The organism is Microbacterium jepli (genome assembly GCF_047237905.1).
Lineage (GTDB): Bacteria > Actinomycetota > Actinomycetes > Actinomycetales > Microbacteriaceae > Microbacterium.
In genome coordinates, this window is record NZ_JBDFLW010000005.1 from 272,459 (window position 1) to 286,175 (window position 13,717).

6 protein-coding genes and 2 rRNA genes are annotated in these 13,717 nt (G+C 66.4%); 6 read left to right on the forward strand and 2 right to left on the reverse strand.

Annotation, left to right across the window (positions count from 1 at the left end; translation table 11 throughout):
- Positions 1-357 precede the first annotated feature (357 nt).
- A 23S ribosomal RNA gene (locus ABC304_RS05590) occupies positions 358-3,467 on the forward strand.
- 102 nt (positions 3,468-3,569) lie between these two features.
- Positions 3,570-3,686: ribosomal RNA gene (rrf, locus tag ABC304_RS05595) — 5S ribosomal RNA — on the forward strand.
- Between the two features lie 51 nt (positions 3,687-3,737).
- Here the strand turns inward: rrf and ABC304_RS05600 are convergent.
- Positions 3,738-4,634 (reverse strand): LysR family transcriptional regulator, encoded by an 897-nt coding sequence (locus ABC304_RS05600; protein ID WP_412929449.1) that lies wholly within the window; start codon positions 4,632-4,634, stop codon positions 3,738-3,740.
- Between the two features lie 134 nt (positions 4,635-4,768).
- Between ABC304_RS05600 and ABC304_RS05605 the strand changes: the two genes are divergently transcribed.
- Positions 4,769-8,500: a proline dehydrogenase family protein gene (locus ABC304_RS05605; RefSeq protein WP_412932838.1), complete on the forward strand. Its 3,732-nt coding sequence runs from the start codon at positions 4,769-4,771 to the stop codon at positions 8,498-8,500.
- Between the two features lie 7 nt (positions 8,501-8,507).
- Here ABC304_RS05605 and ABC304_RS05610 read toward each other — a convergent pair whose 3' ends face one another.
- Complete coding sequence (locus tag ABC304_RS05610; protein ID WP_412929450.1) at positions 8,508-10,571, reverse strand: MDR family MFS transporter; 2,064 nt, start codon at positions 10,569-10,571, stop codon at positions 8,508-8,510.
- 204 nt (positions 10,572-10,775) lie between these two features.
- On the opposite strand from ABC304_RS05610, the gene ddaH reads away from it, so the two are divergent.
- From ddaH to ABC304_RS05625, 3 genes are read left to right on the forward strand one after another with little or no spacing between them, the layout of a single operon-like run.
- A complete protein-coding gene (ddaH, locus tag ABC304_RS05615; RefSeq protein WP_412929452.1) occupies positions 10,776-11,654 on the forward strand; it encodes a dimethylargininase in 879 nt (292 codons plus the stop codon).
- A complete protein-coding gene (gene rocD / locus ABC304_RS05620) occupies positions 11,651-12,880 on the forward strand; it encodes an ornithine--oxo-acid transaminase (protein WP_412929453.1) in 1,230 nt (409 codons plus the stop codon). Before ddaH ends, rocD begins: the two co-directional genes overlap by 4 nt.
- A complete protein-coding gene (locus tag ABC304_RS05625) occupies positions 12,877-13,677 on the forward strand; it encodes an IclR family transcriptional regulator (RefSeq protein WP_412929454.1) in 801 nt (266 codons plus the stop codon). The genes rocD and ABC304_RS05625 overlap by 4 nt, the downstream gene beginning before the upstream one ends.
- Positions 13,678-13,717: the final 40 nt, after the last annotated feature.

Consider the following 13,717-nt stretch of genomic DNA (forward strand, 5'->3'; position numbering starts at 1 on the left):
CTGGTAGCTCATGGGTGGAACATATGACGAGGTGCTGTTCGGGTTGTTCCGGGCTGAGTACGCCGCTTGCGGTGGGAAAGGTTCGGGGTGGTCGGGGTGGCACATGCACGCTGTTGGGTCCTGAGGGACCGGTCGTGACTGCTTTCGGGTGGTTGCTTCTTTCCTCTGGGCCTTGCCTTCTGTCACCGGATGGTGGTGGGGGTGGGGTACCGCCCGTACTTTGAGAACTACACAGTGGACGCGAGCATCTTCAAGATGACCCGTAAGGGTTGTCTTGTTTTGATGATCTTAAAGATCATTAGTCAATTTCGAGTCACACCTTTGGGTGTGGTCCGATTCTTTGATGAACTCATGTGATTTCAAGTCTTTAAGAGCAAACGGTGGATGCCTTGGCATCTGGAGCCGAAGAAGGACGTAGCAATCTGCGATAAGCCTCGGGGAGTGGATAAGCACACTGTGATCCGAGGGTGTCCGAATGGGGAAACCCCGCTGGGCGGCGTGCCGACCTAGTGACTCCCGCCTGAATATATAGGGCGGGTAGAGGGAACGTGGGGAAGTGAAACATCTCAGTACCCACAGGAAGAGAAAGCAACCGCGATTCCGTTAGTAGTGGCGAGCGAAACCGGAACAGGCTAAACCGAGTACGTGTGATATCCGGCAGGAGTTGCGTATTCGGGGTTGTGGGACTTTTCGGGCTGCTCTGCCGAGCAGCCGGCGTGACAAGAAGGTATAGACGAACAGGATTGAAAGCCTGGTCATAGAGGGTGTGAACCCCGTAGTCGAAATGCCTTGTCTTGGCGTGAAGAGTATCCCAAGTAGCACGGGGCCCGAGAAATCCCGTGTGAATCTGTCAGGACCACCTGATAAGCCTAAATACTCCCAGATGACCGATAGCGGACAAGTACCGTGAGGGAAAGGTGAAAAGTACCCCGGGAGGGGAGTGAAATAGTACCTGAAACCGTTTGCTTACAAACCGTTGGAGCCTCCTTAGTAGGGGTGACAGCGTGCCTTTTGAAGAATGAGCCTGCGAGTTAGCGATATGTGGCGAGGTTAACCCGTGTGGGGTAGCCGTAGCGAAAGCGAGTCTGAATAGGGCGATTCAGTCGCATGTCCTAGACCCGAAGCGAAGTGATCTATCCATGGCCAGGTTGAAGCGACGGTAAGACGTCGTGGAGGACCGAACCCACTTAGGTTGAAAACTGAGGGGATGAGCTGTGGATAGGGGTGAAAGGCCAATCAAACTTCGTGATAGCTGGTTCTCTCCGAAATGCATTTAGGTGCAGCGTTGCGTGTTTCTTGCCGGAGGTAGAGCTACTGGATGGCCGATGGGCCCTACAAGGTTACTGACGTCAGCCAAACTCCGAATGCCGGTAAGTGAGAGCGCAGCAGTGAGACTGTGGGGGATAAGCTTCATAGTCGAGAGGGAAACAACCCAGACCACCAACTAAGGTCCCTAAGCGCGTGCTAAGTGGGAAAGGATGTGGAGTTGCTTAGACAACCAGGAGGTTGGCTTAGAAGCAGCCACCCTTGAAAGAGTGCGTAATAGCTCACTGGTCAAGTGATTCCGCGCCGACAATGTAACGGGGCTCAAGCACGTCACCGAAGTTGTGGCATTGACATTTTTGGTAGGCCTTCGTGGTCCAGCCGTGTTGATGGGTAGGAGAGCGTCGTGTGGCCAGCGAAGCGGCGGTGTGAACCAGCCGTGGAGGCTACACGAGTGAGAATGCAGGCATGAGTAGCGAATGACGTGTGAGAAACACGTCCTCCGAAAGACCAAGGGTTCCAGGGTCAAGCTAATCTTCCCTGGGTAAGTCGGGACCTAAGGCGAGGCCGACAGGCGTAGTCGATGGACAACGGGTTGATATTCCCGTACCGGCGAAGAACCGCCCAAGCTAATCCAGTGGTGCTAAGTGCCTGAATCCCAGTGCATCGATCCCTTCGGGGTGAGAGCGTTGGGCCTAGCGCACGACCCCATGCTGGTGCGGTTAGCGTATTAACAGGTGTGACGCAGGAAGGTAGCCCAACCCGGGCGATGGTTGTCCCGGGGCAAGTGCGTAGGCCGAGTGATAGGCAAATCCGTCACTCATTAAGGCTGAGACACGATGCGGATAAAAAGTGGGTGATCCTATGCTGCCAAGAAAAGCATCGACGCGAGGTTCCAGCCGCCCGTACCCCAAACCGACTCAGGTGGTCAGGTAGAGAATACCAAGGAGATCGAGAGAATCGTGGTTAAGGAACTCGGCAAAATGCCCCCGTAACTTCGGGAGAAGGGGGGCCATCCACTTATACCAGCTTGCCTGGAAAAGGGTGTGGTGGCCGCAGAGACTAGTGGGTAGCGACTGTTTACTAAAAACACAGGTCCGTGCCAAGTCGCAAGACGATGTATACGGACTGACGCCTGCCCGGTGCTGGAAGGTTAAGAGGACCGGTTAGCCGCAAGGCGAAGCTGAGAATTTAAGCCCCAGTAAACGGCGGTGGTAACTATAACCATCCTAAGGTAGCGAAATTCCTTGTCGGGTAAGTTCCGACCTGCACGAATGGCGTAACGACTTCCCAACTGTCTCAACCGCGAACTCGGCGAAATTGCATTACGAGTAAAGATGCTCGTTACGCGCAGCAGGACGGAAAGACCCCGTGACCTTTACTATAGCTTTGTATTGGTGTTCGGTGTGGCTTGTGTAGGATAGGTGGGAGACTTTGAAGCGTGGACGCCAGTTCATGTGGAGTCATTGTTGAAATACCACTCTGGTCACTCTGGATATCTAACTTCGAACCGTGATCCGGTTCAGGGACAGTGCATGGTGGGTAGTTTAACTGGGGCGGTTGCCTCCCAAAAAGTAACGGAGGCGCCCAAAGGTTCCCTCAACCTGGTTGGTAATCAGGTGGCGAGTGTAAGTGCACAAGGGAGCTTGACTGTGAGACTGACAGGTCGAGCAGGGACGAAAGTCGGGACTAGTGATCCGGCAGTGGCTTGTGGAAGCGCTGTCGCTCAACGGATAAAAGGTACCTCGGGGATAACAGGCTGATCTTGCCCAAGAGTCCATATCGACGGCATGGTTTGGCACCTCGATGTCGGCTCGTCGCATCCTGGGGCTGGAGTAGGTCCCAAGGGTTGGGCTGTTCGCCCATTAAAGCGGTACGCGAGCTGGGTTTAGAACGTCGTGAGACAGTTCGGTCCCTATCCGCTGCGCGCGCAGGAAGTTTGAGAGGATCTGACCCTAGTACGAGAGGACCGGGTTGGACGAACCTCTGGTGTGTCAGTTGTTCCGCCAGGAGCACCGCTGATTAGCTACGTTCGGGATGGATAACCGCTGAAAGCATCTAAGCGGGAAGCCGGCCTCAAGATGAGACTTCCATACCATTTATGGTGAGAGGCTCCCAGCCAGACTACTGGGTTGATAGGCCGGATGTGGAAGCGTGGCAACACGTGAAGCTGACCGGTACTAATAAGCCGATGACTTGATAACACACCGTTCATGGTGCTTGCGTCCACTGAGTGGTTCTCGATGTACGGTCGAGAACCGCACCAACAACTGTTGTTGTGTGCACGATTGAAACATCACAAGTGTTTCGGCGGCCATAGCGAGAGGGAAACGCCCGGTCACATTCCGAACCCGGAAGCTAAGCCTCTCAGCGCCGATGGTACTGCAGGGGGGACCCTGTGGGAGAGTAGGACACCGCCGAACAACCTCTTTACAACGAAGAATAGCCACCCGATGACGGGTGGCTATTCTTCGTTAACGGCCGTTCTGCGGCTTCCGACGTGCGAAGGCATCGCGCAGCGCATCTCGCACAGCCAGGATGGCGGGTCGTGTGGATGACTCCCGCATGGCGACGAAGATCTCCCGCGCCGGAGCACCCGGAAGGTCATGCAGGTCGATGTCCTGCGGTGTCGGCATCCTCACCAGTTCGGGGAGCATCCCGACCGCCACCCCGTCGGCGATGAGACCGACGTGCGCGGTGAGGTCCGCGATCTCGAAGCGCACGTCGGGCTCGAATCCGGCCGCGCGGCACTGCTGCGTCGCCCACTGACGTGCCGCGGTGCCCACCGGCTCCATCACCCAGGCGCGTTCGGCGAGGAGCTCGAGCTGCGCCCGGCTCTCCCCTCGCGGGAGGGCAAGGCGAATGGGGTCGCGACCGAGCGATACCCGGAGCAGTCCCGGCTGCTGTTCCCGCGTGTGCCCGGGGTACTGCTCGGCGACGACGAGGTCGTAGCGACGCGTGCGCAGTTCGAAGAGCCCCTCCTCCGGGGGGACCTGCGAGACGTAGACCGCGAGGTCGGGCTCTTTCGTCGCCAACAGCGCGAGGGCGGGCGGGACGAGCGATTGCGCCGCCGACTGCATGACCGCGACGCGCACCGGCGCGCTCTGGGGCCGCAGCGCGTCGAGCTCGCCGCGCGCCTGCTCGTCGAGCTGGAGAGCGCGCGCCGCATGCGCCGCGAGGAGCTCGCCGTGGTCGGTCAGTCGCACACCGCGCCCGTCCGCCACGAACAGGGGGACGCCGGCCTCCTTCTCCAGCTGCGTCAGCTGCTGGGACACGGTCGACGGGCTGTAGGAGAGAGCCTCGGCGACGGCTGCGAGCGTGCCGCGGAGTGAAAGCTCGTGGAGCAGACGGAGCCGGCGCAGTTCGAACACGTCATCCCTCGATTTCCTCGACGAGTACCCATCGTAGATGTTCGCTTTTCTCGATGCTTCCCGTGCCGCAGGCTGAGGGCATGACGAACGCCGAGGTGCACTCTGGAAGCACGACGACGAGGGGAGCGCAGACGATGACGTCGACGGGATACGCGGTGAGGGACGACCTGGCGGAGCGCGCCATCGAGCTCGCGCAGCGCTGGACGACCGAGAGCGCCGCCGTCGCTGCGGACCCGGCGGCCGAGCGCCTCGCCGGCGTGCTCAAGGACCCGAACGGCCTGCCCTTCACGATCGGGTTCGTCGACGGCGTCATGCGTCCCGAGAGCCTGTCGGCCGCAGCATCCAATCTGCAGCGCGTGGCGCCCCTCGTGCCGGGGTTCCTTCCCTGGTATCTCCGCGGCGCCGTCCGGCTGGGCGGGACCATGGCTCCCGTCCTGCCGACGCCGGTCGTGCCGATCGCTCGGCGCGTGCTACGCGAGATGGTCGGCCACCTCGTCGTGGACGCACGCCCCGACAAGCTCGGGCCGGCGATCGCGGCGCTGCGTGAGTCCGGCGCGCGCCTCAACCTCAACCTGCTCGGCGAAGCGGTGCTGGGGGAGCAGGAGGCGCTGCGCCGCCTCGAGGGCATTCACGAGCTCATCCGCCGCGATGACGTCGACTACGTCTCCGTCAAGGTGTCGGCCATCGCGAGCCACATCTCCATGTGGGCCTTCGACGAGGTCGTCGACAAGGTCGTGGACCGGCTCCTTCCGCTGTACGAGACCGCCGCCTCGACGGCGGACGCACCCCAGGGACCGACCTTCATCAACCTCGACATGGAGGAGTACCGCGATCTCGATCTGACGATCGCCGTCTTCACGCGCATTCTCGAGGATCCGCGCCTCCGGGGGCTCGAGGCCGGCATCGTGCTGCAGGCCTACCTGCCCGACGCCCTTCCGGCCCTCCGCCGCCTGACCGCGTGGGCGCAGGAGCGCGTCGCGGTCGGCGGCGCGCGCATCAAGATCCGCCTGGTGAAGGGTGCGAACCTGGCGATGGAGCACGTCGACGCCGTCATGCACGACTGGCCGCTCGCCACCTACGACGCCAAGGTCGACTCGGACGCCAACTACCTCCGCTGCCTCGACGAGGCGCTGCGCCCCGAGAGCACCGCGGCGGTGCGGATCGGCGTGGCCGGGCACAACCTCTTCGACATCGCGTACGCGTGGCTGCTGGCCGGTGAACGCGGCGTCCGCGACGGCATAGAGTTCGAGATGCTGCTCGGCATGGCCCAGGGCCAGGTCGAGGCCGTCGCGCGCGAGGTCGGGCACGTGCTGCTCTATGTTCCGGTGGTGCGTCCCGACGAGTTCGACGTCGCCATCAGCTACCTGGTGCGCCGGCTCGAGGAGAACGCCTCGAGCGACAACTTCCTCTCGGCCGCCTTCGACATCGCCGAGGACCCGTCGATGTTCGCCCGGGAGCGCGACCGCTTCGAGGCGTCGCTGCGCCGGGCGGCCGATCCCGCGCTGACCGTCGGGTCGCACCGCTCGCAGGACCGGTCGGCCGAGGCGGGCCCCGACGCATCCGACACCACCGACACCGCTGACGTGCTCACGCGTGACGCCGACGACGACCACGCCACGCAGGTCGTGCTGGGCATCGCGCGGTCCGCGTCGGCCGAGCCCGGTGACACGGTTCCGCTCGCACCGGAGAGCAACGCGGTCGGCTTCGGCGGGCAGGCGTTCGTCGACACCGCCGTCTTCGCCCCGCGCGAATCGACCGAGCGGGCGCTCGGCGCCCCCGGCTTCGCCAACGCCGCGGACTCCGACCCCTCGCTGCCCGCCAACCGCGAGTGGGCGCGGCGGATCGTGGCGCGGGTGGCGGCCTCGACGCAGGGCGAGGCGACGATCGACGCCGCGCTGGTCGACGAGGCCGATCGACTGGAGGAGATCGTCGCGAACGTGCGGGATGCCGCGGTCGCGTGGGGCTCCCGGCCCGCCGCCGACCGCGCGGCCGTCCTGCAGAACGCCGCGCGCGTGCTCGAGTCCCGCCGTGGCGAGCTCATCGAGGTCGCAGCCTCGGAGACCGGCAAGATGCTGGCGGAGGCCGACGTCGAGGTCAGCGAGGCCGTCGACTTCGCCAACTACTACGCGGCCACGGCACGGGAGCTCGATCGTGTCAGCGGTGCGGTGTTCGTGCCCGCGCGTCTCACGGTCGTCACGCCGCCCTGGAACTTCCCGCTGGCCATCCCCGCGGGCGGTGTGCTGGCCGCCCTGGCTGCGGGATCCGGCGTCGTCTTCAAGCCCGCGCCCCAGGCGCGGCGCTGCGCGGCCGTCATCGCCGATGCTCTGTGGGACGCCGGCGTGCCGCGCGAGGTGCTCGCCCTCGTCGACATCGACGAAGGCGACCTCGGCCAGCGCCTGATCTCCCACCCCGACGTCGACAGGGTCATCCTCACCGGCTCCTGGGAGACGGCCGCGCTCTTCCGCTCGTGGCGCCCCGACCTGCCGCTGCTCGCCGAGACCAGCGGCAAGAACGCCATGATCGTCATGCCGTCCGCCGACCTCGACCTGGCGGCATCCGACCTCATCAAGAGCGCCTTCGGGCACGCCGGGCAGAAATGCTCCGCCGCGTCGCTGGCGATCCTGGTCGGCCCGGTCGCCCGGTCGCAGCGGTTCGCCCGCCAGCTGGTGGATGCCGCGACCTCGCTGCGCGTCGGCCCGCCCAGCGATCCGCTGGCCGAGGTCGGACCCGTGATCGAGCCGCCCCAGGGCAAGCTCGCCTGGGCGCTGAGCGAGCTTGAGGGCGAGGAGAAGTGGCTGGTGAAGCCGCGCCCCCTCGACCACGGTGAGGAGTACGCGGGGCGGTTCTGGACGCCGGGCATCCGCACCGGCGTGCAGCCGGGATCGCGCTTCCACCTCGAGGAGGTCTTCGGTCCGGTGCTCGGCGTGATGCACGCCCCGACGCTCGCCGCGGCCATCGAGCTGCAGAACGCCGTCGCCTACGGGCTCACGGCCGGGCTGTACACGCAGAGCCCCGAGGACCTCGCGCTCTGGCTCGACCGCGTGCAGGCGGGCAACCTCTACGTCAACCGCGGCATCACGGGAGCCATCGTTCAGCGGCAGCCGTTCGGCGGCTGGAAGCGCTCGTCCGTGGGCGCGGGCACCAAGGCCGGCGGCCCGAACTACCTCATCGGCCTCGGCTCCTGGCGCCCGTCGAGCGGTGGGCCGTCGTCGGCGACGCTGCACCTGCGCGGGCTGGACTCGCGCATCACCGCGGTGATCGAGGCCGCGCAGCCGTCACTGGACTACGAGGCCTTCGAGTGGCTGCGCCGCGGCGCGCTAGCGGACGCGATCTCGTGGAGCCGCGAGTTCGGCCAGGTGCGCGACGTGTCGCGCCTGGGCGTCGAGCGCAACCTCTTCCGCTACCGTCCGGTGGACGTCGCCGTCCGGGCGACCGCGGACGCATCATGGCAGAGCATCCTGCGCGTGGTGCTGGCCGGCATCCGCTCGGGATCGACCTTCGCGGTGAGCCTTCCGACCGGGCTGCCGACCGGGCTGCCGGCCGAGGTGCGACGCGCCCTGGGCGACGCCGACGTCTCCGTCTTCGTGGAGAGCGACGCGGAGTGGCTCGGACGCATGTCGACCCGCAGGGGCGCCGACTCGGCGCGCGCCCCGCGCGTGCGTCTCGTCGGACCGCCGGAATCGGTGGCGGCGCTGCACGGCGACCTCGCCGAGGCCGTCGCCGGCGACCCCGATCTGGCCGTCTACGCCAACGAGGTCACCACGGCCGGGAGGATCGAACTGCTCCCGTTCCTGCACGAGCAGGCCATCGCCATCACCGCCCACCGGTTCGGCAATGCCGACCGGTGGAGCGAAGCGGTGATCTGAGGGCGCGTCAGGGGAGGACGAGCGAGCCGGTCTTGGTCGCGGCATCCGCGGCCCTGGCCTGCTCGTCGTCTTCCGCGGCCTGCTTCTCGTCCCGCTCGTCCGCGGCCTCCTGCAGCGCCGATTTGGCGCGCAGGGGCGGGGTCTTGAAGAACAGCGACAGCACGAAGGCCAGCAGGACGACGCTCATCGCGACCCAGTAGACGGTGACGGCCGACGAGTTGAACCCGACGAGGAACGGCTTGGTCAGACGCGGGTCGGCGGAGACCAGGAACGACGTGTCGTTGAGGGTCGAGTCGCCGATCGAGGTGTCGCCGTCGCCCGCGGTGAACTGGTCCTGCAGCGTAGTCGCCAGCGTCGTGACGAATGCGGAGCGCGCCGCGGCGTCGCTGAAGTCGAGGCTCACCGTCCCGTCGTCGGCGACGCGGGCGACCGGCACCTGCTGCTGAATCTGCTGGGCGGCGGCCTGACGGGCCTGCGTGACGGCGGCGGCGGTCGCCGCCTCCTGCGCCGCAGCGGGGATCTGCCCGGCTGCGACCTGTGCCGCGACGGCCTGGGTCGCAGCATCCGTCGCCTGATCGACGCCGTCCTGCACCTGGGCGGTGGTCTGCTCGGTGACCCGCGAGACGATCGGGGTGTAGATCGACTCCATGATCTGCTCGTTCTGCGGGGCCGTCGCCACGGCCGGGTCGAAGGCGGCGTCGAGCGCCCCGGTGAGGGTCGAGTCGTCGGAGAAGGAGCCGATGATGTTCGACGGCATGAGCGTGAACAGCAGCGACAGGAGCACCGCCGTGCCCAGCGTTCCGCCGATCTGACGGAAGAACGTCGACGAGCTCGTGGCCACGCCCATGTCGCGCAGCCCGACGGAGTTCTGGCTCGCGATCGTCAGGGTCTGCATGAGCTGGCCCAGACCCAGGCCGATGACGAGCATCGCGCCGGCGACGAACCAGTACGTCGTGTCGAACTTCATGAAGGTGAGCAGGAAGAAGCCGACCGACATCAGGAGGGTGCCGAGGATCGGGAAGATCCGGTACTGGCCGGTGCGGGCGATGATCTGACCGCTGGCGATCGAGGCGATCATCAGGCCGAGGATCATCGGCAGCATCTGGAAGCCGCTCTCGGTGGGCGTGGAGCCCAGCACCAGCTGCAGGTAGAGCGGCAGGGTCAGCATCGCGCCGAACATGCCGAAGCCGACGAGCACGCCGATGACCGTGGCCATCGAGAACGTGGGGGAGCGGAAGAGCTTGAGCGGGATGAGGGCGTCGTCCTTCATCAGCGTCTCGGCGATGACGAAGGAGAGGATGCCGATCGCGCCGATGACGTAGCAGGCGATGGCGATGCCCGAGCCCCAGCCCCACTCGCGGCCCTGCTCGGCGACGAGCAGCAGCGGCACGAGGGCGACGATGACCGTGGTGGCGCCCCACCAGTCGATGCGCACGGAGTGCCGCGGCTGCTTCGGGATGTGCAGGAAGCGCCAGACGATCGCCAGCGCGACGATGCCGATCGGCACGTTGATCAGGAACACCCAGCGCCAGCCGGTGATGAAGAGGATCTCGCCGGAGCCGGCGAACAGTCCGCCGACGAGGGGGCCGATGACGCTGGAGATGCCGAAGACGGCGAGGAAGTAGCCCTGATACTTGGCGCGCTCGCGGGGGGCGAGGATGTCGCCCATGATCGCGAGCGGCATGGACATCAGTCCGCCGGCGCCGAGTCCCTGGATCGCGCGGAAGGCGGCGAGCTCGATCATCGAGGTGGAGAAGCTCGCCAGCACCGAGCCGATGATGAAGATGACGATGGCGATGAGGAAGAGCGGACGGCGGCCGAAGATGTCGGAGAGCTTGCCGTAGATCGGCGTCGAGATCGTCGAGACGATCAGATACGCGGTCGTGACCCACGCCTGCAGGCTCAGGCCCTGGAGGTCGTCGCCGATGGTGCGGATCGCGGTGCCGACGACGGTCTGGTCGAGCGCGGAGAGGAACATCCCGGCCATGAGGCCGAAGATGACGAACAGGATCATGCGGTGCGTCATGATCGGCGCGGAGGAGCGCGGATCGGTGGCGACGGTGGCGGACATGCGAGGCCTCGTTCTGAAGAGGGAGTCGGGATGCTGCGGCCCGCCGTCACCGGTGGTTGTCGCAGGTCAACCATCGTACTCCCGCTCCCGACCTCCCGCGGGCGGTCGTGCGAGAATGAGGACGGCGTGCCCGAGTCGACGGCTTCTCTCAGCTCCGCCGGGCCCCTGGACAGCGTCCGCCGCACCTTCCGCTCGAGGAGCAGTATGTCCACGCAGGAGACCACCGAGACCGCCACGACCACGGGACGCGTCGCCCAGCGCCGCCGGTACCTCATGTGCCGCCCGGAGCACTTCACCGTCAGCTACACCATCAATCCCTGGATGGAGCCGGCCAAGCCGACCGACACGGCCAAGGCCGTCGCCCAGTGGCAGGACCTCTACGACGCCTACGTCGCCCTCGGGCACGAGGTCGAGCTGATCGATCCGATCGCCGGCCTGCCCGACATGGTCTACACGGCCAACGGCGGCTTCCTCATCGACGGCGTCGCGTACGGCGCCAAGTTCCGCTTCCGCGAGCGCGGCCCCGAGGGCCCGGCGTTCATGGACTGGTTCCGCGACCGCGGCTACGACGTGCGCGAGCCCGTCGAGGTCAACGAGGGCGAGGGCGACTTCCTGCTCGTCGGCGACACGATCCTCGCGGGCACCGGCTTCCGCTCGACCGGTGACAGCCACCGCGAGATCGGCGAGGTCTTCCGCCGCGAGGTCGTCTCGCTCACCCTCACCGACCCCCGCTTCTACCACCTCGACACCGCGATCGCCGTGCTCGACCCGGTGCAGGGCGAGGGCGGAGTGGATGCCGCGAACATCGCGTATCTGCCGTCGGCGTTCGACGAGCGCAGCCGGCAGATCCTCACCGAGCGCTACCCTGACGCGATCCTGGTCTCCGACGAGGACGGCTCGGTGTTCGGGCTGAACTCCTCCAGCGACGGCTACAACGTGATCATCTCGCCGCGTGCGAAGGGCTTCGAAGCGCAGCTGCGCGAGCGCGGCTACAACCCGATCATGGTCGACCTGTCGGAGCTGCTGCTCGGCGGCGGCGGCATCAAGTGCTGCACCCTGGAGCTGAGGGACGCCCGATCATGAGCGCCCCGCACGCGCCCGCGCTCGACGAGGCGAGCTCCCGCGTCATCCTCGACGAGGCCCAGCACGTCGCGCACAACTATCACCCGCTCCCCGTCGTGATCTCCCGCGGCGAGGGGTCGTGGGTGACCGATGTGCAGGGCAAGCGCTACCTCGACCTGCTCGCGGCGTACTCCGCACTGAACTTCGGCCACGGGCATCCCGCGATCCTCGCCGCCGCCCGCGAGCAGCTCGACCGGCTCACCCTCACCAGTCGCGCGTACCACAACGATCAGCTCGGCGCCTTCGCCGGGGCGCTCGCGACGCTCTGCCGCAAGGACGTCGTGCTGCCCATGAACACGGGCGCGGAGGCGGTCGAGACCGGCATCAAGGTCGCGCGGGCATGGGGATACCGCACCAAAGGCATCCCCGACGGCCAGGCGAGCATCATCGTCGCCGACGGCAACTTCCACGGCCGCACCACCACGATCGTCGGCTTCAGCGACGACCCGTCGGCGAGGGACGACTTCGGTCCGTACGCCCCCGGCTTCGTCCACGTGCCCTACGGGGATGCCGCGGCGATCGAGGCCGCCATCACTCCGCACACGGCGGCGGTGCTCATCGAGCCCATCCAGGGCGAGGCCGGCGTCGTCGTGCCGCCGACCGGATACCTGCGCGCGGTCCGCGAGACCACGACGCGCGAGAACGTGCTGTTCATCGCCGACGAGATCCAGTCGGGACTCGGTCGCGTCGGAACCACGTTCGCGTGCGACCGCGAAGAGGTCGTGCCCGACCTCTATCTGCTCGGCAAGGCGCTGGGCGGCGGCATCCTCCCGCTGTCGGCCGTCGTCGGCGACCGTGCGGTGCTCGGCGTCATCCAGCCGGGCGAGCACGGGTCGACGTTCGGCGGCAACCCGCTCGCCTGCGCCGTCGGGCTCCGCGTCGTCGAGATGCTCGCGACCGGCGAGTTCCAGCGCCGCGCCGCCGCGCTCGGCGCGCACCTCGAGGAGAAGCTGCAGGCGTTCCTGGGCAACGGCGTCACCGCCGTGCGTGTGGCGGGTCTCTGGGCCGGCATCGACATCGACCCCGCGGTCGGCACGGGCCGCGAGGTCGCCGAGAAGCTCCTCGCCCGCGGCGTACTCGTCAAGGACACCCACGGGCAGACGATCCGCGTCGCGCCGCCGCTCGTGATCCGCTCGACGGAGCTCGACTGGGCGCTCGAGCAGCTGCGGGTGGTGCTCGCGGCGTGACCGACCACGGGGCGAAGGCCGGTGAGACTTCCGAGGACGGCGCGCGCTCGCTGATCGATCGGGCCTTCGCCATCCTGGGTACCTTCCAGGGCGGCCGTGTGAGGCAGTCGCTGTCTGATATCAGCCGACGCACCGACCTGCCGATCGCGACATGCCACCGCATCGTCGGACGCCTGACGGAATGGGGCGCCCTGGAGCGTGATGCGGAGGGCCGCTACAACATCGGTCTGCGGCTGTGGGAGGTGGCGTCGCTGGCCCCGAGATCCGTCGGTCTTCAGCGCCTGGCGCGCCCGCACATGCAGGACCTCTACGAGACGACCGGGTACGCGTCCCACCTGGCCATCCGCGAGGGACTGGAGCTCGTGTCGATCGACCGGTTCCAGAGCCCGCGCCGCCAGGTGAGGCGACCCCAGATCGGCGTGCGCTACCCCATGCACGCGACGGCGATCGGCCTCGTGCTCCTCGCCAACGCCCCGGCGGACGTGCGGGCGGAGGTGCTGGCCGGTGAGCTGGAGGCCTTCACCCCTCGCACCTACACGGACCCTGTCGTGCTCGAGCGCGTCCTCGATGACATCCGCCGCACCGGCTACGCCGTGAGTGACCGCCAGGTGGACAAAGTCCACATCAGCGTGGCGGCTCCCGTGCGTGCGTCGGATGACTCCGTCGTCGCGGCGGTCTCCCTGGCACTCACGGAGAAGGACGTGGACGGCAAGAACATGATCCACCTCGTGCGTCTCACGGCTGCGTCCATCTCGCGCACGCTCGACGCCGCGGGCTTCGGTCGCGTCGAGAGCTGACGGTCTCCGGTCTCCGGAGGCCCGAGCGACGACGCGTCGA